Source organism: Sodalinema gerasimenkoae IPPAS B-353 (genome assembly GCF_009846485.1).
GTDB classification, from domain to species: domain Bacteria; phylum Cyanobacteriota; class Cyanobacteriia; order Cyanobacteriales; family Geitlerinemataceae; genus Sodalinema; species Sodalinema gerasimenkoae.
In genome coordinates this window covers 2,346,183-2,369,748 of sequence record NZ_ML776472.1, presented here as the reverse complement: position 1 = coordinate 2,369,748, position 23,566 = coordinate 2,346,183, and the positions used below count along the sequence as shown (strand labels likewise).

Below are 23,566 nucleotides of genomic sequence, written 5' to 3'. Positions count from 1 at the left end.
GGCGATGACGGTTCGAGTCCGGACTATCATTATGGCCGGTTAGGTCCTGACTTTTCGCAACACCCCCACCAACACGGGTTTCCCGTAAAAGCGAGTGCGAACTCCATAAATTTCTACTAAAACTGATTTGCCATTCTTACGTTTCCCCTTAAAAATGCAAGAGACACAACTGGTTTGACCCCGTACACATTTATAAACCTGCTCGGAAACGCGATCATAATGTCCCTCACTCACCAGGGAAAACATACTTTTTAAAGCGGCCAGTTCTTGTGTCTTATAGCCAAAAATTTTCGCAAACCTGGGATTGGCGTAAATAAATTTACCATCCCAAACGACGATGTATAACCCTAACTGATGTAAACGACCTAAAGGCGACGGATCTCGATGGCGAGGTGGAGCGCTAGGGTGAGTACTATTTCGGTTCGAGAGTGGTGGGGAGGAGGAAGGGGGAGAACTGGCTGCTGGAGAAGGTAGGGGCGACCCTGAGGAAGACTGGGGTGGTTTGGGCGATCGCACCTGAGAAAAGGGAGAATTAGGAGGGCTAGAGGAAATCCGTAAGGTGGGAGATGGGGGGGGAGACGGAAGGGCCCGCTGAGGGGTTAAACAATGGAGTACATCCAAGACTAAGGCAATACGAATCGCTACCGCTTCCATCAACTCCGCCATCTGAACGCGAAAATGACCCGGTTCCGGGTGCATGAGGGTGATAATCGCTAAGACTGAGGTTTTACGTAGTACCGGGACACACAGAGCCGAACGCACCTGGTAGGGTTCACCCGGCAGTTGTAGCCAGCGATCGTCTAGGGTGGTATCAGTAATAATGCCGATTTGTTGCTGTTGATAGACCCAGCCCGCTAAACCCCGATGTAAGACCTTGCCCACCAAGGAATCCCGCTCTTGGCGGATGATGGCCCCTCGGGCCAGAACGGACTCAATCACCGTCCCCGTCTCATCGAGCAGAAAGAGACTACTATCGGCCACCGAGGTTAAGCGATTGGCACTCCGTAGAATTTGTTGCGCCAACGCTCGTAATAAGAGGCTAGACGAGGGATTTTCACCGCAGGCGAGGACTGTTCGTAATAATTCCGTCTGAACCTCATTGGCCTCGTTTTCAAGCCGAGCCTGTTCAAACTCGTGGCGAACCGCCTTGAGTTCTTGAATCAGTTGCTCTTTTGTCGGTTCGAGATCGTCCATAAGAGGGTTCAGTGACGGGACAGGATAACCGAAGAAGCTGCCACGGTAACATGGTAATGGATGGCAGAAGGAGACGGGGATCTGCTCTCGTCAAAGGACTCCCGTGGACGTGCCGCCTCTAGACCTCGGCCGTGATACAGAGGGCATTTCTGGTTAGAATTGCCCTAGATATTGCAGGAGGGATTCCGTCTCTTGGGAAAACTGGTGTTAGTCACCGGAGCTGCCCGCTCTGGAAAAAGTGAGTTTGCTGAACGGCTCGCCACTCAGCACAAGGGTATTGTCACCTATATTGCCACTGCCCGCTGCAATTCCCAAGACCTAGATTGGCAGGCCCGCATTGAACGGCATCGTCAACGTCGTCCTCAGGGTTGGCAGTTGGAGGAAGTGCCGCTGGACATCTCAGGGAGTCTAGAACGGTGGAGTCAACCTCAGGCCTGTGTCTTACTGGATTCTTTGGGAACCTGGGTAGCCAATGGCTTAGAGGAGGAGGATGGGTTATGGGGCGATCGCCGCGATCGCTGGCTCGAAACGGCGCGGAACTTTCCGGGAACTTGTATTGTGGTTGCCGAAGAAACCGGCTGGGGTGTGGTGCCGGCCTATGCGTCTGGCCGTCTCTTTCGCGATCGCCTAGGGGAGGTTACTCGTCACTTAGGGGCGATCGCCGATGAGACTTATCTAATTGTGGCTGGAAGAATCTTAAATTTAAGTAAAATCGCGGATCCCCTCTAGGAAATTCTGCAAACGACTCGATGCACTCAGTCCTGGACAGCCCCAAAAACATCACATCCTAATCTTAAGAATGAATACAACATCTAGGAAGCCGCACCTCTAAAGAATCGCTTAAAATAGGATTAGCGTTCTTTAAATGTCAAGTTTTATGGCTTCCGAAACACAGGTTAAAAAGTACTTAGCTGATTGGTTTCAGCTGGGTAAAACATTGGTGGTGGATCAGCAGCTACAACTCCCATCTCCCCTATTTGAAGGGAGTCGCTACAGCGAGGCCTTTGAACACTGCTGGCGATCGGTCTGTTGCCCTCAACTCCGTCATCGGTCCTATCTCGAAGGCACGGAGATCAGCATCGCCGAACTCCTCGACGATCGCTGGGATATCACTGCCTGCGCCCGCTGTGCCATGCCCATTCCCCTGCCGATTTCTGGGATTGGGGGGTCAGTCTGTCCTTGTCATGACCTACCCTCCTGGCCCAATACCGATCTTCCCCAACCCAGACAACCGGTCAACACTCAAATCGGTTTGCGAGAAATTTGCCGTCGCCTCGTTTCCCATGATGAGTGACGGCCCCGCAAAACCTAGCCGTCATCTAGACAGCGTCACAGCCTGAGAGGGTTGCTTGGGAACCTCATAGGTTAAAAAGTCATAGGCGAGGTCAGTGTGCGGGAAAATTGCCCGAGCCTCACTCAACAAATCCGTTAAGTCGAGATCATTCCCTGGCGCATATCGGGGACTGAAGTGGGTCATAAAAAGGTGTTTAACCCCGGCGGCAAGAGCCACCTGTGCCGCCATGGTCGACGTTGAATGTAACCGCTGTTGAGCCAACGTCGCATCCCGGTGCGAGAACGTCGCTTCATGAATCAGAACATCGGCCCCTTCAGATAATCGCACCGCATTCTCGCAATAGATCGTATCCGTACAATAGACCAACTTCCGTCCCGGTTGGGGATCGCCACAGAGATCCTGACCGTGAATCACCCGTCCATCCCCTAACGTCACCCGTTGTCCTTGCTTGAGCTGACCATAGACGGGACCCGGGGGAATGCCCATAGCCTGGGCCTTAGCCACATCAAAACGTCCTGGGCGATCGCGCTCTTCCAGCCGATAGCCATAGGCCGGAATCCGGTGATCGAGGCGATCGCACAAGACCCGATAGTCCTCATCCTCATAAATCACCCCCGGCTTATGCTTATGCACCGTAATCGGATAGTGCAAATGGGTATGGGAATAGCGCGCACAGGCATCGAGATAGGTTTCAAGTTGTGGGGGACCATACAAATCAATGCGATCGGGCGCTCCTGCTAGGCCAATGCTCGCCAACAGTCCCATTAAGCCAAACACATGATCCCCATGCATATGGGTAATAAAAATACGGCGAATCCGCCCCACTTTGAGATCACTCTGGAGGAGTTGATGTTGCGTCCCTTCTCCACAGTCAAATAACCAAACTTCACCTCGCTGTTTCAGGCGCACGGCAAGACTCGACACATTTCGTGATCGCGTCGGGACACCTGAACTGGTTCCTAAAAAAACGATTTCCACTCGCTTGACTCTCGTTACGGAAATTTCCAAGGCAAACCGGGTTTGAGCCACCTGTCTTCAGCCTCAGGACAGAACAAACTTCAAGACTCCGAGCTTCCTATGTTATCCTAGCATCGACCTAGGTCTATCTTCGAGTCATCGGTCATCTTAAGGAGAACCACAAGGATGCTGCTACTGAAAATTGCCGCGTCTGTCACGGGACGATCCCGAACAACGGCTCAGCAGGGATCAGCAAAAAATAGGGATAAACTCTATCGCTCACCAAAATTGAGCCAGGCAAGAGGTCGAGGTTTTCCGCCTCTGCTTCGGGGGATGACGACCCTTTGCCTGTGGGTGTTTTCGATAGTCCCTGGCCTGGCTCTTGAACTCCGAGTTGCCGTGGAAAAAAATGTGGGTGAACTCACCGTGGGCAGTTCGACCCCAGCGCGAGTCCGCAGTTATTCAGGAGATGTCCTCGGCAATGTCAGCCAGATGAATGCCTTTGTGGCTCGCTCCCAGGGGGGAACCGTCTCCCTAGACCGCTGGCAGGGACAGCAACTCTGGGTTGAACCCACTAACCATGGCTATGTCTATATTGGCGATCGCTGGTACCGAGGCAAAGTTTTAATCGTCCAGGATCAGCGAGGTATCACAGCCGTCAACTATGTGGACATTGAATCCTATCTCTATAGTGTCCTAGGGGCAGAAATGGGAGGCAGTTGGCCCCTCGAAGCCCTCAAAGCCCAAGCCGTCGCCGCTCGCTCCTATGTCTTGTACCAACGAGAACGCTACGGCAATCGCATTTACGACGTAGGCAACGATACCTTTTGGCAAGTCTACCGGGGAATGCAGGAAGAATCCAGCGAAACCCACCGCGCCACAGAAGACACTCGCGGCCAAGTTCTCAGCCATAACGGTCAAGTCATTGAAGCCGTCTTTCATTCCTCCTCCGGCGGACATACCGAAGATGTCGAGCAAGTGTGGGATGAAGCCAAACCCTATTTGCGCGGTGTGCCCGACTTTGACCGCGACTCCCCGAGTTTCTATTGGAGGGAATCGTTTTCCCAATGGGAGTTAACCAGGCGACTCGGAGGGGTAGGAACCGTCACGGGTATCTTCCCCGAACGAGAGTCTCCCAACGGCCGCTTAGTCACCGCCAAAGTGGTGGGAACCGCTGGCAGTTCCATCGTCAAAGGGGATGATTTGCGGTCTGCCTTGGGATTACGCAGTAGTTTGTTTAGCGTTGCCTCGGGTGGGGGCTATTTCACCCTCTCAGGACGGGGATTTGGACATGGCGTCGGCATGAGCCAATGGGGTGCAAGACATCTCGCCGAACAGGGCTATAGTTATCGTCAAATCCTCTCCCATTACTATCGCAACACCCAACTGGCCCAACTCCGCTCCCAATCTTAAGGCCGACCATGAGTCCCCCCTGTGAAATCAACAGCCATCTTCGTTAAGATGGGAGGGACGATAGACCGATCGCAAACTAACAGGACATTAAACCATGCCCGATAAGAACTACTCCTGGAAAGGAAGCCCCAACGCTGGACTCGTCCTGACGATTCTGGCAGGGTTAGGAGCCGTTGCTATTCTCTTAGTCGGGTTTAGCGGCTAGCGTCGTCTGAGGTTGGCTCCCTCCAGACGATTGGCACCCGTTGGGGATCAAGACGTTGCGTTTCTTCTTCGATCAGACGATTCACCTGAGTTGGGTCAAAGTAGCGCGCAAATGTTCCCTGTAATATCTGAACCTGCGATCGCGTGATTTTGACTTCTTCTTCGAGTTTATCAAGTTCCTGATGACTGGCTCGGTAACTCGGGAGCAAATGGGCCAGGGCAGTAATTGCTACCACAGAAACCGCGACGTTGACCGCCAACTGTAACCCCGTCTCCACCGCAACGGCCCGGGATACCGACCCCCAACGGCGTTGGGGACTAGGAGAAGGACGACGGCGAGGGCGGCGGCGGGCTGGGGCGCGAACTTGGGGCGTAACGGAAGAGCGAGGAAGGCGATCAGGGGCATTCATAGTCAGTTCTAAAATAAGCTCGCTTATCGTTGGCTTACAGTCGATGCAGTCGGACAACGGGACTTTTACCAAAATTCAACCGAAACGGAGGTCATTTGGCAAGCCGAGTGACACACCCCAAGTACTTACCCCAGTTTAGCGGAACCGGGGTCTCTAGACCCTAGGGAGGGACAATTTCAGCCCCCCAAACCCACGAGACCTCCACCAGAAAACGAATGGGAGTTCCGCAGTAACCGAAACTCCCATTCGCAAACTGACAAACAATGGCTCGTCAACTCAAAAATGTTACTTATAAAGTTCCGTCGACAGGCGGAATGCCAGGATACCGGGAATGATAGCAACGACTAAAGCGGCTAAGACTTGAACATCAGACATAAGATCTGAAAACTCCTTTATATTTAGTTCAATCGTTCACTACTCTCGATCAAAGTTAACGGATTTGATCCAAAGTGTAATAATTTTTCATACTTTGAGGACGGACGCACCCCGCATTAGGTGCGCCTATCCTTCGTTCGAGCCGGGGCTAATCTACTCTTCTAACCAAGGTTTCATCGCCGGAGTCCAGTTGACCAGTTCCCCTTCAGAGAACCATAGGTCAATTTCCCGATTGGCGGTTTCCACCGCATCGGAGCCGTGAATAAGATTGCGTCCGATATTCAAGCCAAAATCGCCGCGAATCGTACCAGGATCGGCCGTGAGGGGGTTCGTTGCCCCGATCACAGTCCGGGCCCCGGCAACCACGCCGTCACCTTCCCAGACCATTGCCACCACAGGGGAGGAGGTAATAAAGTCCACCAGTCCTTTGAAAAAGGGCTTATCCCGGTGAACGTCATAATGTTGTTCGGCCAGTTCCTTACTCACGGACATCAGTTTCAGTCCAACTAGAGTAAAGCCCTTGGCTTCAAAGCGGCGAACGACCTCGCCCACGAGTCCCCGTTGTACACCATCGGGCTTAATCATTAAAAATGTTCGTTCCAAGATAACCTCCTCAAAATTACATCACGTTACACAAACACAGACTTTAGAGTATCGCACCCTGTCCCCCTTACGCTCCTGTTTCAGGGCAAAATTCAGCGGAACTGAGACGATTGAGGGTGGCTTCCATCACATCGCAAGTTTGACCAGAAACCGCATATACCAGGGCTTCTCGATACACCCGTTGGGCCGGATGTCCCAAACTATTGGCCGCCCCTCCCGAAGCTGCCACAGCGCCATAGCTACAACGGCCGGCTAAATCAATGGCCCAGGCCCGCAGCCTCAGGCGATCGCCATAGGAGGTCACCCCTTCTCCCTCACTCTCAAAGAAGGCTTGACGACAGGCTTGCAGTTCAGCGTCCAGGCGAGTCCAGGTGGTTTTAAGAAAGGGTAAGTCTTTACGTTCGGCCGCCTGATGGAGGATATCTAAACCTGCGCGGGCGCAACCCAGGGCAAAAAAGCCATGATGAAGCACATTGGTCTGACTGTTATGGTGCATCCAATTAGGAGGTTTCAGGAATAGCACCTGGTCATCGGCTAAAAACCAGTGTGTCACTTCGGCGGTGACGGTGTTGGTGGAGGTTAGGGCCGCCATCTCTAGGGGGGGACTAAGTTTGAGTTCTCCCCCCTGGTCATCTTGAGTGCTTTCAAAGGGCATCATGCCAAAGACCGAGGTTCCGTCGGGCAGCATGGCCCCGAGAATAAAGGAGTCAAACAAAGTCCAGCCGGTAATCCAGGGAACAAAGCCTTGTAGCTGATAGCCCCCGGGAACAGCATGGGCTTGCATGGGGGGCGTTCCTGGGCGACGTAGATGGGAAAAGCCCACCCCAACCCGTCGTTCTCCCTGGGCTAAATAGGGCAAATACTCCCCCTTTAAGGCAGTATTAGGGCTGCGGGCAATCATTGCCGCTGCGCTTTGATGTTGGGTTTGCAGGAAGGCTAGGGCACCCGAATAACGGGAAATGGTTTCTTGGAAGCGACGGAAGAGGACTTGGTTATCGGCCCGCAAGGTGAGGAGCGCGCGATCTCCGAGTCCCTGAAAGGCAGTCTGCAAGGCTTGGGAATCGTGATCAATGAGATTGGCTTGGGGGGAGACAAACTCGTCTAAATAGCGTTCTGTGATATCAAGGGGAGAGGAGGTAACAGTCATCGGCAAGCCGGCATGAACAACGAAACGTTGGCCAGAGGTGGGGGCAGGGGGATTTGCTTTATTCTAGGTGCATTCTCTGACAATTAACCTGGGGGAGGCGATCGCCCTCCCCAGACGAGGACACCCAGCCAGCCATGGGATCGCCTTCGCTGTCAAGAGGCGGGCCGGGGATCTCCGGGAAAGTTTGGGGAATTATACTAACGACGATAGGGCTGCGGTCAGAATCTCCAGAGCGCGATCAATCTCAGCCTGGGAGACAATCAAGGGCGGAACAAAGCGCACCACCTTGGGCCCGGCGGGAACCAGTAATAAACCAGCTTCCATTGCTGCCTTAACCACCATAATTGAGGTTAATTCCAGGTCTTCCTTGAGTTCGAGACCGCGAATGAGTCCCCAACCGCGTACATCCACAATGATGTCCGGGAACTGACGGGCGATCGCCCCTAAGCCTTGGCCCAACTGTTCCCCGCGCTCACAGATATTTTCCAAAAATCCCGGTTGATCCAACATCTGGCACACCGAGAGAGCCACCCCACAGGCGAAGGGATTGCCCCCAAAGGTACTGGCATGATCTCCGGGTTCAAAGACATCACAGCTTGACTTGCACAGCATCGCGCCAATGGGGATGCCCCCTCCGAGACCTTTGGCACTGGTGAATATATCCGGTTCAATGCCTAGATTTTCATAGCCCCAGATTTTGCCTGTACGGCCCACTCCCACCTGCACTTCATCGAGAATGAGCAAAATACCCTTCTCATCACAGAGTTGGCGCACCCGTTGGAAAAAGGCCACATCTCCGGGACGAACTCCTCCCTCTCCCTGGAGGGCTTCGAGGAGAATGGCCGCCACCTGTGGGGTTTGGGCATCTAACTCATTGACGGTCGCTTCTAGGGCCTCAATGTCGTTATAGGGGCTATAGACAAAGCCAGGAACTAAGGGGTTAAAGTTCTTTTGATATTTGGGCTGGCCGGTGGCAGTAATGGTGGCCAGGGTGCGTCCGTGGAAACTAGCTTTGGCGGTAATAATGGTGGGATTGTCAATTCCTCGCACGGTGTGAGCGTACTTACGAGCCAGTTTAATGGCCCCCTCGTTGGCTTCTGCCCCGGAGTTACAGAAAAAAGCGCGATCGCCACAGGAATGCTCCACTAGCCATTTGGCTAACGCACCTTGGGGGGGAATGTAGTACAGGTTCGAGACATGGTGCAGGGTTTGAATCTGTCGATTCACCGCCTCAATCATCGTCGGGTGAGCATGGCCGAGGGTACAGGTGGCGATGCCGGCCACAAAGTCTAAATACTCCTTCTCCTGAGCATCCCAAACCCGACAGCCATCTCCATGGGTGAGCGCAATGGGGAAGCGCCCATAGGTCTTCATCACATACTGGTCAAAGTCAGCGGGATCGTAAGAGGCTGGGGTGGGTTTATCAAGGGTCATATCTGGACTCACAGTGTTAAATCCTCGTAAGGTAATCAGGAGCAGGGGGAACAGTGGCCATGCGATCGGCAGCCCGCCCTGACACGATAATCTCGATTGTAGATCGCTGCCCTAGAAGATGCGACATCCCTAGATGGGGATTACATAACATCCCGTTAAAATCGGGGTCATTCATCTCGTCTAATCCCCAACCTCAACCACTTGACTGAGATATTGTTCTAATTATGTGCCCAAGCCAATCGTTAACTGCCAGAACTTCAGCACTCCCGTATCTCCGGCAGCGCGATCGCGAACCTGTAATTGCCAGGTTCCCTCAGCGGGGGCTTTAAACAATCGCTTCAACTGAGGAGTTGTCGTAAAATCATAGGTGCGTGAAAATTGTCCCTGGCCACGAGTTCCCCGCCCTTGTAGCATCACCGCCGCACGGTTTGGGACTAATAGAAGAATTTCAAGATCGCCCCAATCTGAATGCTCAAGTTCAACTTTGATCTCTAACTCCAGAATTGCCAGATCATCGCGAACCCGAATCGGACTGGTGACTCCCTCCGTCGTATTATCGGGGATAGACATCTGACGATCATTGCTGCCGCGAAGTCGCCGTGTGATCGATAGGGGGGATTGAGCTTTCTGTTGAGCGGCCAGAACCGCCTTATAGGCATTCACTTTGCCATAACCAAACCATTTTGAGTGACCGTCACCATCATATTGGCCAAAGCGAGTGCCCAATTGAGGATCAGTCCCCTCATCAACAATTTTGTCGGCGGTCTCCTCTAAAATTCGTTTGACTTCAGCCGCCGTGAGATGGGGATTCACCGATAATATTAACGCCGCCACCCCAGCTACCAACGGACAAGCACTGGAAGTGCCCCCAAAACCACTGGTGTAGTCTCCGTCAGCATAGCCCTTGTTGCCAACGCGATCGCTCGTAAAAATTCCTTTCCCGGCTAAGGCCTTGTTAATCACAGGAGCGGTACTCACATAGCCGGTTTCCTGAAGCCAAATCCCCGGAGGCGCATTGTTGCTGGGGGCACACACGGAAATGTCTTGCCCCCAATTACTATAAGCCGCCTTCTGATTTAAGCTCGTACAGGCAGACACCGCAATCACCTCAGGATGAGCCGCAAAGCCACTGAGCCATTTGGTGGTTCCTGAGAGAATATTTTTCGTCCAACCCTGTTCATTGATCTCACCCTGAGTGGGGCGATTGGCATTCCCCGCCGCAAAGACTACCACGCAACCTTTCCCATTGCGTCCCACCCGAGCAGCGCGACTCAGGGCCGCCTGCTGTCGCATTGAGAGGCGGAAATAGACCGCACTTGCTCCCCAACTACAGGAGATGACTGAGGCCCCCCGGTCGATGGCCCAGTCAAACAATTCATCAATCGAACGGTCATCTAAATAGCCTGTCGTCGCCAAAGGCATCAGGGCGCAACCATGGGCAATGCCCACAATGCCTTCACCGTTTTCTTCGGCTAAACAGACCCCTGCACAAGCGGTGCCATGATTATCCGTTTCTCGCACCGGTAACGGCAGGAAATCATCAGTATTACGGAAATCGCGGGGGGCAACGATTTTACCAATTCCTTGAAAGTCGGGGTGGTTTAAATCAATGGCATCATCGGCAACCGCCACCACCACACTGCGATCGCCCCGCGTGATATCCCAAGCCGCTTCGGCGGAGATATGAGATCCCTGAGCCAGTCCTGGGCCGCCACTATGGTTGAGATACCACTGTTGAGGATAATAGCGATCGCTCGGTCGATAACTCAGGGCACTGTAAACCACAATATTGGGTTCAGCGGCCAGAACATCCTCTCGTTCAATGAGACGATTAGCAATTTTAATCGGGTTTTCTGTGGCCTCTCGGGTTACCCGATAAATAAAGGCATTCTCTAACCCTACCAGATGGGTCTCATCCCCAAGTCCCAACCCCTGCGCCAGAGCCTGACGCGCCTCATCGCTGACCGAGTCAGCAAACTGAACCGTTAGGTCATCCGCTAAATAGACCAGGGTTCCAGGATTGTCCACCAGGGCATAGACATGACTGACAAAGGCCACATCCGGGCGATCGCGCGTCTGATCCATCACCGCCGTTAAGTTGGCCGAATCCGAGACCTCAAACTCTAGTAACACCGCCTCAGTACGGGATCCCACAGGGACTTGATTCAAACACTCCGCCGCCACCTGTTGCGCTAAACTCGACATCACCTCGGGCTGTTGCGGACGGGCAGTAAAGCGATTCTCAGTTTTCTTGAGGGCGAGGGTTTCGCCTGAGCGTTGCAGTGTTAAATCATCTGCCACTTGGGACACCTCCGGCGGGTATTAGGTTAGCCAAAATCCACCGCTATCTTAGCTGAGAATCTACCCTCCCCGTGAGACAATCTCCGGATTGATCCCCTCTGACAATGAAATGTTAAGATATCCCTGCATAGGCAAACCTCCTCATGGCCTTGGAATGCTCCGGGGATGGGGCGTGGGATTCCACGGTCGTTTTTTCGATTGTTCTGCACCGAAACCATTTCTATTCTAAGCAGGTAACTCTGTCCATGTTCCTCCAACCCACACATCGTTTCCGGCATCTGTCATCTATCACCGCTCTCCTAGCGGCGATCGCCACCTCGATGCTTGGCCCTGCCATAGCGATCGCCCAAACCGAACCGACCGACTCACAAACGGCGATTCGGGTGCCTATGGATAACAGTATTCTCAGTCTACCGGGAATTGAGTCTCTGATTGAGGAAGCCACCGCTGCCGTCTCAGCCCGAGACTATAGCCTCGCCATCCGCAAACTGCAAGAAGCACGAGAGGTGAGCAACCAACTCTCCAACTTCTATCAGCAACTGTCGACCAACTTCTCAGGTATCGACAATCGTATCTTCCAGCGGCAACGCAACCAAGCCCTAGAGGCGGCTCAACTTCGAGATACTGCTACCTATCAACTGGCCCGACTCCACCGCACTCAGAACAACCCAGAACTGGCGGTTCCCCTTCTTGTACAGGTGGTTCGTTCTCAAAACCCAACTCGTCCTCTGGGAAATCAGGCCTATCGGCAACTCTATGAATTAGGGTTTGCCAACTCAGAGTTTCGTCTCGAGGCCGATCAATTTGAGCCGGAACCCCAAGAGGAAGAATCCGTTGAGTCTGATCACGGCAATGAGCTGGCTGAGGCGCGGGAAGACTTAGAAGCCTCCACCGAGCTTCTGGACCAACAGGAACGGGAGCAGGGTGAACCCCTAGCGGTTTTGGCGTCGGACTCACTCCTAACCTTTGCTGGGATTGAGACGTTGATCGACCAGGCCAATACCGCGATCTCCAGTGAAGATTACAATGGGGCAGCCTCCACCCTACAAGAGGCCCGAGAGTTAGGGAATCAACTGTCGAATTTCTACCAAGATTTAGCGGCGGCGTTTTCAGGACTGGATGGCCCCATTTTTGAAGAACAGCGCAATTTAGCCCGAACAGCGGCCCAACGGCGAGATGAAGCCACCTATCAGTTGGCACTTTTACACCGCTCTCAGGACAATCCTGAGTTAGCTATTCCCCTGTTGGTGCAAATTGTGGAATCTCAGAACCCCACCCGAGAGTTAGGCAAGGATGCCTATCGCCAACTGTTTGAGTTGGGGTTTGTTAGCGATGCTTATCCCCGTAGCCGCAACTAGCCTGTCACTCAAAAACCACAGCAAACCGAGTGATAATCGAGTTTGCTGTGGTGTCCTATTGGAGGGTAGATCGCAGCAATCTACTCGGCCGATACCGGTTCAGGCATCAGGGAGGAATGGTGGTGTTCGATTAACCACTCACCATCCTGGTAACGATAGATATAGGAATAGCGAGCCATGGCCTCGCTGGAGTTTCCTTCTTCATCCTGCAAGGTGAATGTATAAATCCCCACGTCGTGGGCAACATTACACTCGAGCGTAATGGTTCGATGGTCAATGACTCCTTGAGGTTGTTGGCTCAAAAAGTCTACAAAATAGTCGCGAATCAACTCCGGAGTATTTCGTGGCTCGTTGGACAATGTGGCAAGTAGTACAGCATCAGAACTATAGTTGGCTGCAACCTCATCGGGATCTAAGGTAGCCAGGGACTCATTCCAACGGTCAAAGAGAGCGGCCACATCCTCTTCACTGGCTTCGGCACAGGTGGGAGATTCGGAACTCTGAGCAACTAAGGGAGTCAGGGTCAGCAATAGGCTTGCTGATAGGGTTGACAATAAAGCGTTTACGTGCATCAATCAAAAAATCACAGAAACTTGCATAGACCCCAGTATAGGCTTAAATGTTCAGTCATTGAGAATCTTCTATGATTTGGGGATCAAAGTCGGGTATTCCCAGACGGGATAGTTACTGATGGCCTAGGGCGACCACGGCTCGACTGAGAAGGGATTGAGGGTAAGCCTCTTGCCATCCTCTCCCAGAAGAGGTTAGAGGTCGGTTATCCCCCCCTACTGCCTACTGCCTACTGCCTGGGGCGACCACAGCTCGGCTATCGCTCGCTGACCGCAAGGGTACGCCCCTACATCTTTTCTATTGCCTCATTTATACCCCTGAATAATCTGCAAACTCCCGCCCCCATACAGTTGCCGATCGCACCGCTGAAAGCCAACTGCCGATAGCAACCCCAAGAGGTCAATTTCAACAAACCGCCAAGCCGTTTCTGTTTCAAAGAGCCAGAAAAAGGGAGCCAGTCCTAGCCAAAATAGGGGATTCGTCGGTCGGTGAAAATCGGCAATGGCAAAAATTCCTCCCGGTTTAAGCACTCGAAAAACTTCCCAAATAATCCGATTGAGAGTGTCAGGGGTCATCTCATGTAAGGCAGCACTGGTATGAACAAGATCGAAGCGATTATCCTCAAACGGGAGATCTTGGGCAAAAGCTTCGACATACTGGGCTTGGGGAACATTGGCTTGGGCCCGTTCAAGGGAGCGAGGGGAGGCATCTAAGCCAACTACAGCATCGGAAACCTGAACTAAATACTGAGTGGTTTGTCCACTGCCACAACAGAGATCTAAAATGGCGGTGTCAGCGTCAATTTCTAAGTCCTTAAAGGCTAACGTTCGGAAGCGATCTTCTCCACCCACGCTCAATGCGGCAGTGCGGGAAATACTATCATAGAGCCATTGATGTCGGTAGCTCAGCTCACGAAGAAAAGTTGCCATGGGTTTGTCAAATGCCGGATAGATCTCAACGAGATGTCTCAATCGGGATTCAGTGGGGGTCTGCGTTTCTAGTGGTGTTTTTACTCTTGGGGTATGATACGCTAATCAGCCTCTTCCTTGCTAGCTCAGGAGGAATTGCCGCTGGGACGGTCACCGCTGCCTGGGGCGATCGCACCCTCCCCGAAGTTCCTCCCCCTCAATATCCGTCTGATTCGTTCCGCCGCTTTGGGACCGAAGACCCCCCCCATCACCTCAAGGAGTTAGCCCAACGTCAGTCTCACTACCAGCATCAGCGAAAGGTCATTCGTCGGGGTCGGCCCTCCCCTCTCTGGGAGGTGATCTTGGTTCGACTGGGGCTGCATCAACTGTTGGAGTCAGAGTCAGACGTAGAATCTGAGGAGGAGGATGACGCGTCGAGTAACTGACAAACTTCGTCATCGGAGGTCGGGAAAAACTGTTCGTACCAGAGTCCTAAATACCGGAAAGGATGAGGAGTGGCCGCACAGATCACCTCATCAACCCGCTCACGCAGAACCTCGACAATCGAGGGGGCGGCCAGGGGAACGGCCACAATCAGGCGTCTGGGACTTTGAGACTCCAGACTGGCGATCGCAGCGAGCATAGTTGCCCCCGTCGCCACGCCATCATCGACGAGAATAACCATGCGATCGCGGACTTGCAGAGGCGGGCGATCGCCCCGATAACGCTGGGCCCGACGTTCTAACTCACGGCGTTCTTGGGCAACCACCGCTTCAAACTCCTCAGGGCTAATCTGGGATGACCCTAAGACCTGAGGATTGCGGATAATTTCCCCACCCCAAGTCATAGCCCCCATCGCCAACTCAGGATTGTTAGGAAACCCCAGTTTACGAACCAGACAGAGATCCAACTCCACCTCAAGGGCCTCAGCCACCGCTGCGGCCACCGGAACTCCCCCTCGGGGCAATCCTAAGACCAAAACATCCTGACGTTGACGATAGGCCATTAACAGCTCCGCTAAATGCTGTCCGGCATCGAGGCGATCGCGAAAGATGGGAGTAGTCATCGGAGAATCCTCAGCGATGGCAACAGGAAGCAACGGCCGTCTTGCGTTTACCGTGCTCTAACCGCTACCGGGCAATTGTTGTGGAACGGTGATATTTTTAATTTTCTCACATTGAAGGGAAGGGGAAACGGTACAGTAGTGCTAGCCCAAAGAACCCTGCTTCAGAGGGCATCGTCCCGTTCCCCGAGAGTTTGCAACTGGAGCCATAGGAACCTTGACACCATCTTCTGCCCACCACCAACTCCTCGAAGCTGCCAAACATGGCGATCTTGAGAACCTAGAACGCTGCCTGAAGCAGCAGGTGGATCCCAACTTAGGCGATCGCCATGGTACAACGCCTCTGATGTTTGCCGCCTGCGGAGGTTCTGTGAGACTGATTCAGATGCTGATTGAGGCTGGGGCCGATGTCAATCAGCGACGAGACACCTTTGGAGTAACAGCCCTCATGTTAGCGGCGGCGAACCATCAACGCGAGGCCGTGGCGGCACTCCTCGAAGCCAACGCCGATGTCAATCTCGGGAATGAAGATGGCAGTACGGCTCTCATGGCCGCGGTGATGAAAGGAGATACGGCGATCGCCCATCTGCTCCTCGATGCCGGAGCCGATGTGAATCACCGGGATGACCAGGGTGATACGCCTCTCCATTTAGCCTTTCAAAAAAATTATCCCTCCCTGGTAGAAACCTTATTGAAGCTGGGGGCAGATGCCAATACCCCAACTCCCGATGGAACCCCAATTTTGGCCAAAGCATCTGAACAGGGCCATGGGGCGATCGTGGAGCATCTGATTGGGGCCGGTGCGGATGTAGATGCTTCCAATGCTCATGGGGCCACCGCCTTAACCCTAGCCACGGAAGCTGGCCATAGCCGCATTGTTCAACAACTGCTTCAGGCCGGGGCCAACCCCAATCATCGGAACCAGGATGGTAGTACCCCCTTAATGGTAGCGGCGGCGACCAACGATCGCACCATTGTGGAATCGTTGCTGGATGCAGGTGCAATGTTGGAAGCCGAGGATGCCGAAGGAGAAACGGCTCTCAACTGGGCTGTAGTAGAAGCCCAAACTGCGATGGTTGATTTATTGTTACAACGGGGGGCGATCGCCCAACGCAGTAACCGTCTAGGGGATACGCCTTTATTTGTTGCCGTTCTGCAACAGCAACCGGAAATGGTGCGTCTTCTCCTTGATGCCGGGGCCGATGTGAACAGCGGTCCCCCTCAGGACTCCCCCCTATTAGTGGCCGCCGCACAACAAAATATTGCGATGGTGCGCCAACTCCTCAACGCCGGAGCCGATCGCTTCGCTCAGGATAGCCATGGGCAAACTGCCCTTCATCTCGCGGCCCGCTACAATAATACGGATCTCCTGGCCCTACTGTTGGCCGATGGCAGCACCTGCGATCCTCAGGATGAAACGGGGTCCACTCCCTTGATGTGGGCGGCCCATTTTGGCCACCTAGCGGCCCTGCGATCGCTCCTAGAGGCCGGGGCTAATCTCGACCTAAAAAATAAGGGTGGTCACACAGCTCTCTCCATTGCCGAGTACAATCACAATCACGGGGCAGTTGAGATTCTCAAACATCCCCCATCCACCCGCTAAACTAATTCCCCTACTGCCTACTGCCCAGGGCGACCACGGTTCGGCTATCGCTCACCGACCACAAGGGTACACCCCTACGTCTTTTCTACTGCCTATTGCCTGCTTCCTACTGCCTCTTGCTTTCTTCCTCCCTGTTCCCTGTTCCCTATTCCCTATCATGACCAAGCGATTGATTTCGCTATCCCTACCGAACATCATTGTGATTGCGGCCGTTGTTCTGGCCCTGTTTGTGCTTTGGCAACTGCAAAGCCTGATGCTGATCTTAATGATCTCCGTTGTGTTGGCAGCCTCCCTGGCCCCAGTGGTGGATTTTAGCGAGAAGATGCTACGGCTTCCTCGCTGGCTGGCAACCATTTTGACCTACGTGAGTCTCATCTCTGTCTTAACGAGTGTGGTGTTGATTATTGGGCCACCCGTCTTTGAACAGATTGAGCGTTTGGTGCGACAGTTGCCAAAACTCTCGGAAGAGGTCTTGTCAGCGGTTGAATTAGCAATTATGCACGTCACCGATGCTCGCCCCGAGTTAGTGTTGGAACTGTTTGATACCCAGTCCATTACGCGCTGGGTGATCGGCTCCTCTCAACAACTGGTGTTGCGGTCTTACAGTATTACCCGAGGGATTCTTGGGGCAGCCTTTAGTCTAATTCTGTCCCTATTTATTTCCGGCTATATGGTGGCTGACAGTCGCAAGCTGGTTCGTAGTGTGGTGCAATTGTTCCCTCAACCCTGGGAGGATCGACTGGCGGATCAGTCAAAAGTCGTGGGACAACGGATGGGAGGCTATATTCGCGGTCGAGTCCTCGTCTCGATTATTTTGGCGGTGGCGACGTCCACGGTGTTAACGATTTTGGGCTTGAAAGATTTTGCCTTGGGGTTAGGGGCGATCGCCGGAGTCACTAATTTGATTCCTTTCGTAGGACCAATTCTCGGGGCGATTCCCGCTTTGATTGTGGCGATCGCCCAAGGAGGATGGTTAGTCCTCTGGGTGTTGCTGCTGTTTGTGGTGATCCAAAACCTGGAAACCTATGTTTTAGATCCCCTTCTAGTGGGCAATTCGGTGGGGGTTCATCCCCTATTTCAACTGCTCTCAGTGCTAGGGGGGGCCCAAGTCCTAGGCATTATTGGCGCCTTGATTGTTCCCCCCTGGTTTGCGGGAGCTTCCGCCTTAGTGGAAAATCTCTATTTACGCCCGAAACGGATTGCAGAAGCCCAAAATGAAAGTGCGGCGATCGCAGTCTCGGCGGCCCCGGTTCCGAGTCAACGGTCTTAGGGAAAGGGTGAGAAGAAGGCAAGAGGCAAGAGGCAAGAGGCAACTCAACTATATGGCAGAAAAATCCCCTTAGATTGGGATCAATCCAAGGGGAGTAGGCTTTTTGGTTTAAATCAGGCGTTAAGGGGATGCGTCTTGTTGACGTTTACGGCGTTGAGCGGCGACAACCGCCCCGCGTGCGACTGGAAATCCTGCAATGGGAATCACCTGATGGCGGCGTTCCGCCTCCAGTTGTTTTAACTCCTTATACTCAACCCAATGAATACAATTCACTGGACAGGTATCAATCGCCTCTTGGATTACCTCTTCCGACTCACCATCCTGATTGACCACTCGTGCGCGTCCGTAATCCGGCTCAATATAGAAGGTATTACGGGCAACATGGGCGCAATGCTTACAGCCAATACAGGTGACTTCATCCACATAAACGCCCTTTTCACGGAGCGCCCCACCTAATTCTGGCTCAAATCCAGACCGTTCCGGATACTCTCGCAGAACTCCTCCGAGTTCCGGTTCCCAGCCAGAACGGTCTTGAGATGATTGCTGTTTTGGATTTGGGGCATCCATCATAAAGTTAACTCCAGCGTTGCAACACCAGACGGATTGACCCGTCTGTTTGGGTTTGATGTTCTGAAACTTGGAATCCTTGTTTGGCGGTTTCCTGCATCACCGTCGCGAACGCGTACTGCTGGGTGATTTTGCTCAAAAACCGTTCTACGGGAATGGCTTGATTCCAAAATTGTAGGTCGGCCACTAGGTCATAGGCCTGGCCATTCCAGCTAAATCCAATGTCGTAGCCATTGTCCTGTTCAACAACCACCGCCGCTTGGTGAACCTGGCCGCGATAACCTCGAACATCTTTCGGACCTGCCTTCCAGTCAATCTTCAGTTCCGTCAGAGCCTGTTGTAAGGCATTGAGGTCACGGATTTGGGTTTTGATATGGCTAAAGTGAGACATAGCTTTAAGGAGGGATTTGTTAACGGTAAGAACAACAGATGGGATAAAGAAAACGGCAGACAACTACCATTGACTGTAGGATTGAACCTGAGCAGTCGTTGTTGCCGAATTTTCCTGGGTTTGTTGGTAAAACTCAGAGGTTTTCTCCTGATTGAGAACAATTCCGAGCTTTTTCTCAATTGCAGCCGTGACCTCAGCACAAGAGGCTCCGGATATACCGGTCACCTGTTCGACCACTCTGCCATCGGGGTAAATCGTAAATTCGAGTGTTTCCATAAGCTCTGGGGAACCACGAGGGGGACGATAGATGCCTTGAGGTCGATAGCCAGAATCCGCCCCGGCAGCAAAATGTGACCACCGGGAGCTTCTGAACTCAATCGGTCTTAGATAAAATCTTAATAAATTGTTTTGTTACGATTCAAGGCTTTGCGTAACTTAACAATTGTTGAGCCACGCACGTTGACTTTTACTAAGTTTGTCCCAAATTCCCAATTCCGTCAAGGCGATCGCTCCAACAATTGCAAAGTTTTGTCAGTTAGCCACAGGTTCAACCTGTTAAGAGGATGGCTCAACGGCCAGGGATATCAGGGTCACCTCAACCTGAGACCGATAAATCAAGGGATTATCCGTTTCAAAGGCAATGGACTCCACTGCGGCCGGAAGGGGCAGATTAGGCAGCTCAAGCCCTTGCCAGAAGGCAAAACCTTCGTCACGGGAGCGGGGTAAGTGACTAAGGATCACCCCATTCTCTGAGGTAGTGGGGAGAATCCGATAGACTCCATCGCTGCCATCCTCATAGGTAACCCGCATTCGTACCGGGGCGGCTCTTAAGAGGGTTTTAATAATTTTGCCTAGGAACGACTCTTTAATGGCGATCGCCCCCCGCAGCATCTGTCCCTCCATCTGTGGGAGGGTCATGGGTTCGTTCCAGGAGAGCGATCGCCGCTCAACCTCGGGAGACTCCACCCAGGGCCGAGGCTGCGATCGCGGTTCTAGGAGCATCAAGTTCTGATATAACTCCGTGGGAACAAACTCGGGAAACTGAGGGGAAAGCTGATACTGAGAGAGCACCTGAAACAACGTCGCCGGTTCCGAGACAAAGGGATGTCGTCCATCCAAATCGATAAAATCATAGAGAATTGCCTCGGGGGGCTGTTCCCTTATTCCCTCAGCCGTCCAGTTATCCAAACCCGTGGTATAGGCCGTATAAGACTGTAACGTCCGTCGGGGTTGCCAGTTGAGATCATTGGCGGGAATCAAGGCAATCTCCCAGGGCATGACATCGACGGTTTTTGGCTCTAAATAGGCCTTAACCTCTTCACTGAGGCGAAGGGGCCAGACAGCATCGTTTGAGGCCACCTGGACTTCTTCGAATATCTGGGAGAAGTTCAAATGAGTTACACGGCTTAACACCAGTCGCGGTTGGTGAATCAGAGAGAGGTTCCATGCGATTTTGGGATGGCCAAACACCCCAGGAAACTGCCAATATAGGCCCATACTCGCCAGCATCAGCAGCATCACGACACCGCCAAAACGGCGTGTCTGACGGCGAGGCCGCTCTTGCAGCGCTAAACTCAGCAAAAATGGGATCACGAAAAAGAACATAAATACATGGGCATCCTGACGCACAAACCCATGTTTGAGAACAATCCAGAGACTAAAGGTCAACGCCAAAAACAAGCCCAGGGAACGACCGGTGACGGAGCGAGCAAAGAGGGTTAAGAGGATGACCACCATCGCGATCGCCAGGCCCAACTCCGCCGACGGTCCAATGAGACTCATGGCACTAGAGTAGCCGGAGGACACTTGCAACGACCCCAAAACAAACCCCAACATGGAGGGCCGCTGCGTCATCAACACCACCCCCGTTAAGGTCACAGCAAACACCGCTAGACTGCTGAACCAGCCCAGACTGGGGCGAAAATTAGACCAACGGGGATTCGCCTTGAGATAGCGTTGCGTCCCCCAACCCCAAACCAGGGCGATCGCCGCCGAGGGAAGCAGTCGTAACATCCCCTCTCCCACATCTCCATGTAACCCAACAAAGGTCACTGCCATGGCACTTCCTGTCGCCGTCAACAGGATAACCAGAGCCTCCTGAAGTTTCTGGCCAGATTGCTTTGAGCGATATAGGGGGTACAGATGACCCAGCCAGTACATCAGGAAGGCCCCAAAGGTCATCGCCCCCGCCGTAAACTTTACCAGGGCCGACAATCCGGCCCAGCTGCCTAACAAGACGGCGATCGCCAACCCCTTGCGACCCCGTAGCTGGGGAACCCAAGACAACACCAATAGATAGCCCAAGACCAACAAATAGTCTAACGCCACCAAACTATGGTAGACACCAAGAAGACTAAACACCCAAAACAGCCGTCGAGTCAGAGACTTAATCCTCCAAAATTGCACTGCGGCTAACCCCAAAAATAGGGTATGAACGATGGACTTAAACCAAGCGATTTGTTGATAGTTTTCCGGTGATAATGACCCTGAGACCAAATACCCAAGGGGGCCATAGGTATAAATTACATCTTGACCAAAACTAATATTTTCTTGGGGGAGACGACTTAAGGCATAGACCCAGGAATCAACCCCTATAAAAATACCGAAGTGCAAAACAGGAAAGCAAAGGCAAAATAAGTAGAATAATCCAGCCAAAAACAAGAGTCCAATAATAAGTTTTTTGGGCTGTATTTTCTGCCAGGTGGTAGGTATTACAGGGGATTTTTTCATTGCTCTAAAATTCCCAACATCAAAATTGCACCAATTAGATGAGCCTTCACGATCAACGACTGACTTGAACCAGGTTTTCTAACGGAATAAACGTTGTTTCACCATCATAAATCCAAGCACGAATTGTTGTGACACCTTCAGGGAATGCCGTTCCCGGCACATCAATTTCCCAGCGAGCCTGATCGTACTCAGGCATCTCAAAGACCTGGGCGAGATCAGGACTTTTCTTATTCACTAAGGTGGCGGCAAAAAAGGCAGGACGATCATCTTGAGACAATAAAACAAGCTCCGGAGTTTCAGGTCGACCGGGAAATATAGACCATCCTGATATGCGCAAGACGGATTCAGGGGTTAAGGGGATCACCTCTCCGGGAGGTGGTTCATCAATAATGCCATAGGAGGTTTCTGAAATTTGGGAAAACTCAACATCACGAATAAATCCAAAAAAACCGAGTTGATCAAGCTGAGGATACCAAATTTGCTGAACCATCTTTGGATCAACATAAACATGCAGCAGGCAGCTACTGGGGGAGGGTTCCATATACTCAATTAAAGCCAAGCACTGTTGACCGAGCCTCCGGTCTTCATAGAAACGTTCTCCAGCCTTTAGGGCATCGAAGGACTTGGAAATAGAAAATACCGCAAAAACAACAGCCATAGCCCCATAAAAAAGCCGCCAGGGCTGGCGTTGACAACAAATTCGCCCAATGTGAATTAAGCCAATTAAAATCAGGACTGTCACAGTTGTGTAGCGTGACGCCAGGGCCCCATGAATCCCCAATACCGTTCGCCCCACTGTCGTCATGGCCGCGAATCCTAAGGGAAAGATTAATAGCGGTAGCCAAGCGGCTAACTCATGCCGTTTATCCCGTTGCTGCCAAAATAGCCAAAGGCTGAGAATACAACCGAGTAAAACCATAGCACCGACCCAACTTACCGTCCCCGGTTCTGTCGCAAAGGTACGGCCTAAAATTGCCAGAAAGAAGGGAATGGCTTGATCGGGATGTTGTAAAACATAGGTGCGATCGGGATTATTAGCCGGTTCTTGGTAGCCGCTGGCATATACGACGACAGATCCCACAAACAGTAACAGCCAGAGAACCCGTTGTAGATTCGGATGGGTTGAGGCTTGACTGCGAACCCAAACCAAGGGAAAGACAGCCAGCCACACTAACAAGCCATGGGCCCCAGAAAAACTAACGAAGATGCCAAAAAGGGCGCTTAACATAAACCCTTTATCGAGCCAACGGTGTTTTTGGGGATATTGTAACAGGGCGATCGCCAACACCAAACAGGTCGTCTTCCAAAACCAGGCCAGTTGAAAACCCCAAAGCCAGTTCTCATACTGAACCAAAGAAAACAGTAAGATGACTGTAATGATATCGGCAAACGGCTGCCAATTTCCGGGGCTGGGGTTGTGGAGACGCTGCTGTCGTGAAATCCAGTACAGACCGATGGCTGAAAAAATTGTTAACAGGATACTAAAATACTGTTGAACCTTAACATTCCAATCTGTTGCGAAGGCTAAAGCCGCTATAAAAAAGCGAGGAATTAGCATTCGGTGCTCATTATGAGCGACCCAAAAATCAGCGAACGTCGCCGTTTCTAAGTGGATTTTATGAAATAAACTAATTAAGGTCAACGAATCCATAAAGGGGACGTTGACCCCAAAACGATTAACAAACGCCAGGGTAGCTAAAACTGGCAACACATAGAGTAAACTAAACCAGTTAAAGGCTTTAAATAGCTTTGGGGTCATCATGTCAAGAACTCC

23 protein-coding genes are annotated in these 23,566 nt (G+C 52.4%); 7 read left to right on the top strand and 16 right to left on the bottom strand.

The features are described from left to right. Positions 1 to 39: 39 nt before the first annotated feature. Entirely contained in the window at positions 40 to 1,194 is a 1,155-nt protein-coding gene (locus L855_RS10420) for a GAF domain-containing protein (RefSeq protein ID WP_159787735.1), read from the bottom strand. A 192-nt stretch (positions 1,195 to 1,386) separates the two neighbouring features. Between L855_RS10420 and cobU the strand changes: the two genes are divergently transcribed. Both cobU and L855_RS10410 read left to right on the top strand, forming a co-directional pair. Continuing rightward, on the top strand, positions 1,387 to 1,923 hold the full coding sequence (cobU, locus tag L855_RS10415) for a bifunctional adenosylcobinamide kinase/adenosylcobinamide-phosphate guanylyltransferase (RefSeq protein WP_159787732.1): 537 nt from the start codon (positions 1,387 to 1,389) through the stop codon (positions 1,921 to 1,923). 148 nt (positions 1,924 to 2,071) lie between these two features. Beyond that, positions 2,072 to 2,488: a hypothetical protein gene (locus tag L855_RS10410; protein WP_159787729.1), complete on the top strand. Its 417-nt coding sequence runs from the start codon at positions 2,072 to 2,074 to the stop codon at positions 2,486 to 2,488. A gap of 21 nt (positions 2,489 to 2,509) precedes the next feature. Here L855_RS10410 and L855_RS10405 read toward each other — a convergent pair whose 3' ends face one another. Continuing rightward, entirely contained in the window at positions 2,510 to 3,466 is a 957-nt protein-coding gene (locus tag L855_RS10405) for a ribonuclease Z (protein ID WP_159787726.1), read from the bottom strand. Between the two features lie 333 nt (positions 3,467 to 3,799). Between L855_RS10405 and L855_RS10400 the strand changes: the two genes are divergently transcribed. Then, positions 3,800 to 4,858: a SpoIID/LytB domain-containing protein gene (locus L855_RS10400; RefSeq protein WP_246198799.1), complete on the top strand. Its 1,059-nt coding sequence runs from the start codon at positions 3,800 to 3,802 to the stop codon at positions 4,856 to 4,858. Between the two features lie 194 nt (positions 4,859 to 5,052). On the opposite strand, the gene L855_RS10395 is transcribed toward L855_RS10400, so the two are convergent. The 6 genes from L855_RS10395 to L855_RS10370 all read right to left on the bottom strand — a co-directional run bounded on the left by L855_RS10395 (position 5,053) and on the right by L855_RS10370 (position 11,341). Continuing rightward, complete coding sequence (locus L855_RS10395) at positions 5,053 to 5,472, bottom strand: slr1601 family putative cell division protein (protein WP_159787720.1); 420 nt, start codon at positions 5,470 to 5,472, stop codon at positions 5,053 to 5,055. 285 nt (positions 5,473 to 5,757) lie between these two features. Continuing rightward, positions 5,758 to 5,847: a photosystem I reaction center subunit XII gene (psaM, locus tag L855_RS10390; protein ID WP_068788265.1), complete on the bottom strand. Its 90-nt coding sequence runs from the start codon at positions 5,845 to 5,847 to the stop codon at positions 5,758 to 5,760. Between the two features lie 153 nt (positions 5,848 to 6,000). Beyond that, on the bottom strand, positions 6,001 to 6,450 hold the full coding sequence (ndk, locus tag L855_RS10385; RefSeq protein WP_159787717.1) for a nucleoside-diphosphate kinase: 450 nt from the start codon (positions 6,448 to 6,450) through the stop codon (positions 6,001 to 6,003). A gap of 67 nt (positions 6,451 to 6,517) precedes the next feature. Beyond that, positions 6,518 to 7,597: an acyl-CoA dehydrogenase family protein gene (locus L855_RS10380; RefSeq protein WP_159787714.1), complete on the bottom strand. Its 1,080-nt coding sequence runs from the start codon at positions 7,595 to 7,597 to the stop codon at positions 6,518 to 6,520. Between the two features lie 192 nt (positions 7,598 to 7,789). Continuing rightward, positions 7,790 to 9,031, bottom strand: coding sequence for an aspartate aminotransferase family protein (locus tag L855_RS10375; RefSeq protein ID WP_159791066.1), 1,242 nt, complete (start codon positions 9,029 to 9,031; stop codon positions 7,790 to 7,792). 222 nt (positions 9,032 to 9,253) lie between these two features. Continuing rightward, a complete protein-coding gene (locus L855_RS10370) occupies positions 9,254 to 11,341 on the bottom strand; it encodes a S8 family serine peptidase (protein ID WP_246198798.1) in 2,088 nt (695 codons plus the stop codon). A 236-nt stretch (positions 11,342 to 11,577) separates the two neighbouring features. Between L855_RS10370 and L855_RS22405 the strand changes: the two genes are divergently transcribed. Then, positions 11,578 to 12,690 (top strand): tetratricopeptide repeat protein, encoded by a 1,113-nt coding sequence (locus L855_RS22405; protein ID WP_192925024.1) that lies wholly within the window; start codon positions 11,578 to 11,580, stop codon positions 12,688 to 12,690. Between the two features lie 80 nt (positions 12,691 to 12,770). Here the strand turns inward: L855_RS22405 and L855_RS10360 are convergent, their stop codons facing one another. Together L855_RS10360 and L855_RS10355 are read right to left on the bottom strand one after the other, a co-directional pair. Further along, entirely contained in the window at positions 12,771 to 13,262 is a 492-nt protein-coding gene (locus L855_RS10360; RefSeq protein ID WP_159787711.1) for an SgcJ/EcaC family oxidoreductase, read from the bottom strand. 303 nt (positions 13,263 to 13,565) lie between these two features. Next, on the bottom strand, positions 13,566 to 14,189 hold the full coding sequence (locus L855_RS10355; RefSeq protein ID WP_159787708.1) for a class I SAM-dependent methyltransferase: 624 nt from the start codon (positions 14,187 to 14,189) through the stop codon (positions 13,566 to 13,568). Between the two features lie 11 nt (positions 14,190 to 14,200). On the opposite strand from L855_RS10355, the gene L855_RS10350 reads away from it, so the two are divergent. After that, positions 14,201 to 14,614: a hypothetical protein gene (locus tag L855_RS10350; protein ID WP_159787705.1), complete on the top strand. Its 414-nt coding sequence runs from the start codon at positions 14,201 to 14,203 to the stop codon at positions 14,612 to 14,614. Here the strand turns inward: L855_RS10350 and L855_RS10345 are convergent. Then, positions 14,551 to 15,234 (bottom strand): phosphoribosyltransferase, encoded by a 684-nt coding sequence (locus tag L855_RS10345; RefSeq protein ID WP_159787702.1) that lies wholly within the window; start codon positions 15,232 to 15,234, stop codon positions 14,551 to 14,553. The two genes, L855_RS10350 and L855_RS10345, sit on opposite strands and share 64 nt — an antisense overlap. A gap of 214 nt (positions 15,235 to 15,448) precedes the next feature. Here L855_RS10345 and L855_RS10340 point away from each other — a divergent pair, with 214 nt between their 5' ends. Continuing rightward, a complete protein-coding gene (locus L855_RS10340) occupies positions 15,449 to 16,834 on the top strand; it encodes an ankyrin repeat domain-containing protein (RefSeq protein ID WP_159787699.1) in 1,386 nt (461 codons plus the stop codon). Positions 16,835 to 16,991: 157 nt separating this feature from the next. After that, positions 16,992 to 18,104 (top strand): AI-2E family transporter, encoded by a 1,113-nt coding sequence (locus L855_RS10335; RefSeq protein ID WP_159787696.1) that lies wholly within the window; start codon positions 16,992 to 16,994, stop codon positions 18,102 to 18,104. 120 nt (positions 18,105 to 18,224) lie between these two features. Here L855_RS10335 and L855_RS10330 read toward each other — a convergent pair whose 3' ends face one another. The 5 genes from L855_RS10330 to L855_RS10310 form a co-directional block, all read right to left on the bottom strand. Continuing rightward, a complete protein-coding gene (locus tag L855_RS10330; protein WP_159787693.1) occupies positions 18,225 to 18,674 on the bottom strand; it encodes a ferredoxin in 450 nt (149 codons plus the stop codon). Between the two features lie 4 nt (positions 18,675 to 18,678). Continuing rightward, positions 18,679 to 19,062 (bottom strand): DUF1257 domain-containing protein, encoded by a 384-nt coding sequence (locus L855_RS10325; RefSeq protein WP_159787690.1) that lies wholly within the window; start codon positions 19,060 to 19,062, stop codon positions 18,679 to 18,681. Between the two features lie 63 nt (positions 19,063 to 19,125). Beyond that, positions 19,126 to 19,338 (bottom strand): DUF2997 domain-containing protein, encoded by a 213-nt coding sequence (locus L855_RS10320; RefSeq protein ID WP_159787686.1) that lies wholly within the window; start codon positions 19,336 to 19,338, stop codon positions 19,126 to 19,128. A 279-nt stretch (positions 19,339 to 19,617) separates the two neighbouring features. Further along, complete coding sequence (locus tag L855_RS10315) at positions 19,618 to 21,675, bottom strand: hypothetical protein (protein ID WP_159787683.1); 2,058 nt, start codon at positions 21,673 to 21,675, stop codon at positions 19,618 to 19,620. 169 nt (positions 21,676 to 21,844) lie between these two features. Further along, a complete protein-coding gene (locus L855_RS10310; RefSeq protein WP_159787680.1) occupies positions 21,845 to 23,554 on the bottom strand; it encodes a hypothetical protein in 1,710 nt (569 codons plus the stop codon). Between the last annotated feature and the right edge of the window lie 12 nt (positions 23,555 to 23,566).

Coding starts and splice junctions, on each gene's coding strand:
- L855_RS10360 (WP_159787711.1), bottom strand. CDS start 13,262: ATGCACGTAAACGCTTTATTGTCAACCCTATCAGCAAGCCTATTGCTG.
- L855_RS10395 (WP_159787720.1), bottom strand. CDS start 5,472: ATGAATGCCCCTGATCGCCTTCCTCGCTCTTCCGTTACGCCCCAAGTT.
- L855_RS10325 (WP_159787690.1), bottom strand. CDS start 19,062: ATGTCTCACTTTAGCCATATCAAAACCCAAATCCGTGACCTCAATGCC.
- L855_RS10320 (WP_159787686.1), bottom strand. CDS start 19,338: ATGGAAACACTCGAATTTACGATTTACCCCGATGGCAGAGTGGTCGAA.
- L855_RS10410 (WP_159787729.1), top strand. CDS start 2,072: ATGGCTTCCGAAACACAGGTTAAAAAGTACTTAGCTGATTGGTTTCAG.
- L855_RS10375 (WP_159791066.1), bottom strand. CDS start 9,031: ATGACCCTTGATAAACCCACCCCAGCCTCTTACGATCCCGCTGACTTT.
- L855_RS10330 (WP_159787693.1), bottom strand. CDS start 18,674: ATGATGGATGCCCCAAATCCAAAACAGCAATCATCTCAAGACCGTTCT.
- L855_RS10335 (WP_159787696.1), top strand. CDS start 16,992: ATGACCAAGCGATTGATTTCGCTATCCCTACCGAACATCATTGTGATT.
- L855_RS10380 (WP_159787714.1), bottom strand. CDS start 7,597: ATGACTGTTACCTCCTCTCCCCTTGATATCACAGAACGCTATTTAGAC.
- L855_RS10310 (WP_159787680.1), bottom strand. CDS start 23,554: ATGATGACCCCAAAGCTATTTAAAGCCTTTAACTGGTTTAGTTTACTC.
- L855_RS10345 (WP_159787702.1), bottom strand. CDS start 15,234: ATGACTACTCCCATCTTTCGCGATCGCCTCGATGCCGGACAGCATTTA.
- L855_RS10355 (WP_159787708.1), bottom strand. CDS start 14,189: ATGGCAACTTTTCTTCGTGAGCTGAGCTACCGACATCAATGGCTCTAT.
- L855_RS10350 (WP_159787705.1), top strand. CDS start 14,201: ATGCCGGATAGATCTCAACGAGATGTCTCAATCGGGATTCAGTGGGGG.
- psaM (WP_068788265.1), bottom strand. CDS start 5,847: ATGTCTGATGTTCAAGTCTTAGCCGCTTTAGTCGTTGCTATCATTCCC.
- L855_RS10420 (WP_159787735.1), bottom strand. CDS start 1,194: ATGGACGATCTCGAACCGACAAAAGAGCAACTGATTCAAGAACTCAAG.
- L855_RS22405 (WP_192925024.1), top strand. CDS start 11,578: ATGTTCCTCCAACCCACACATCGTTTCCGGCATCTGTCATCTATCACC.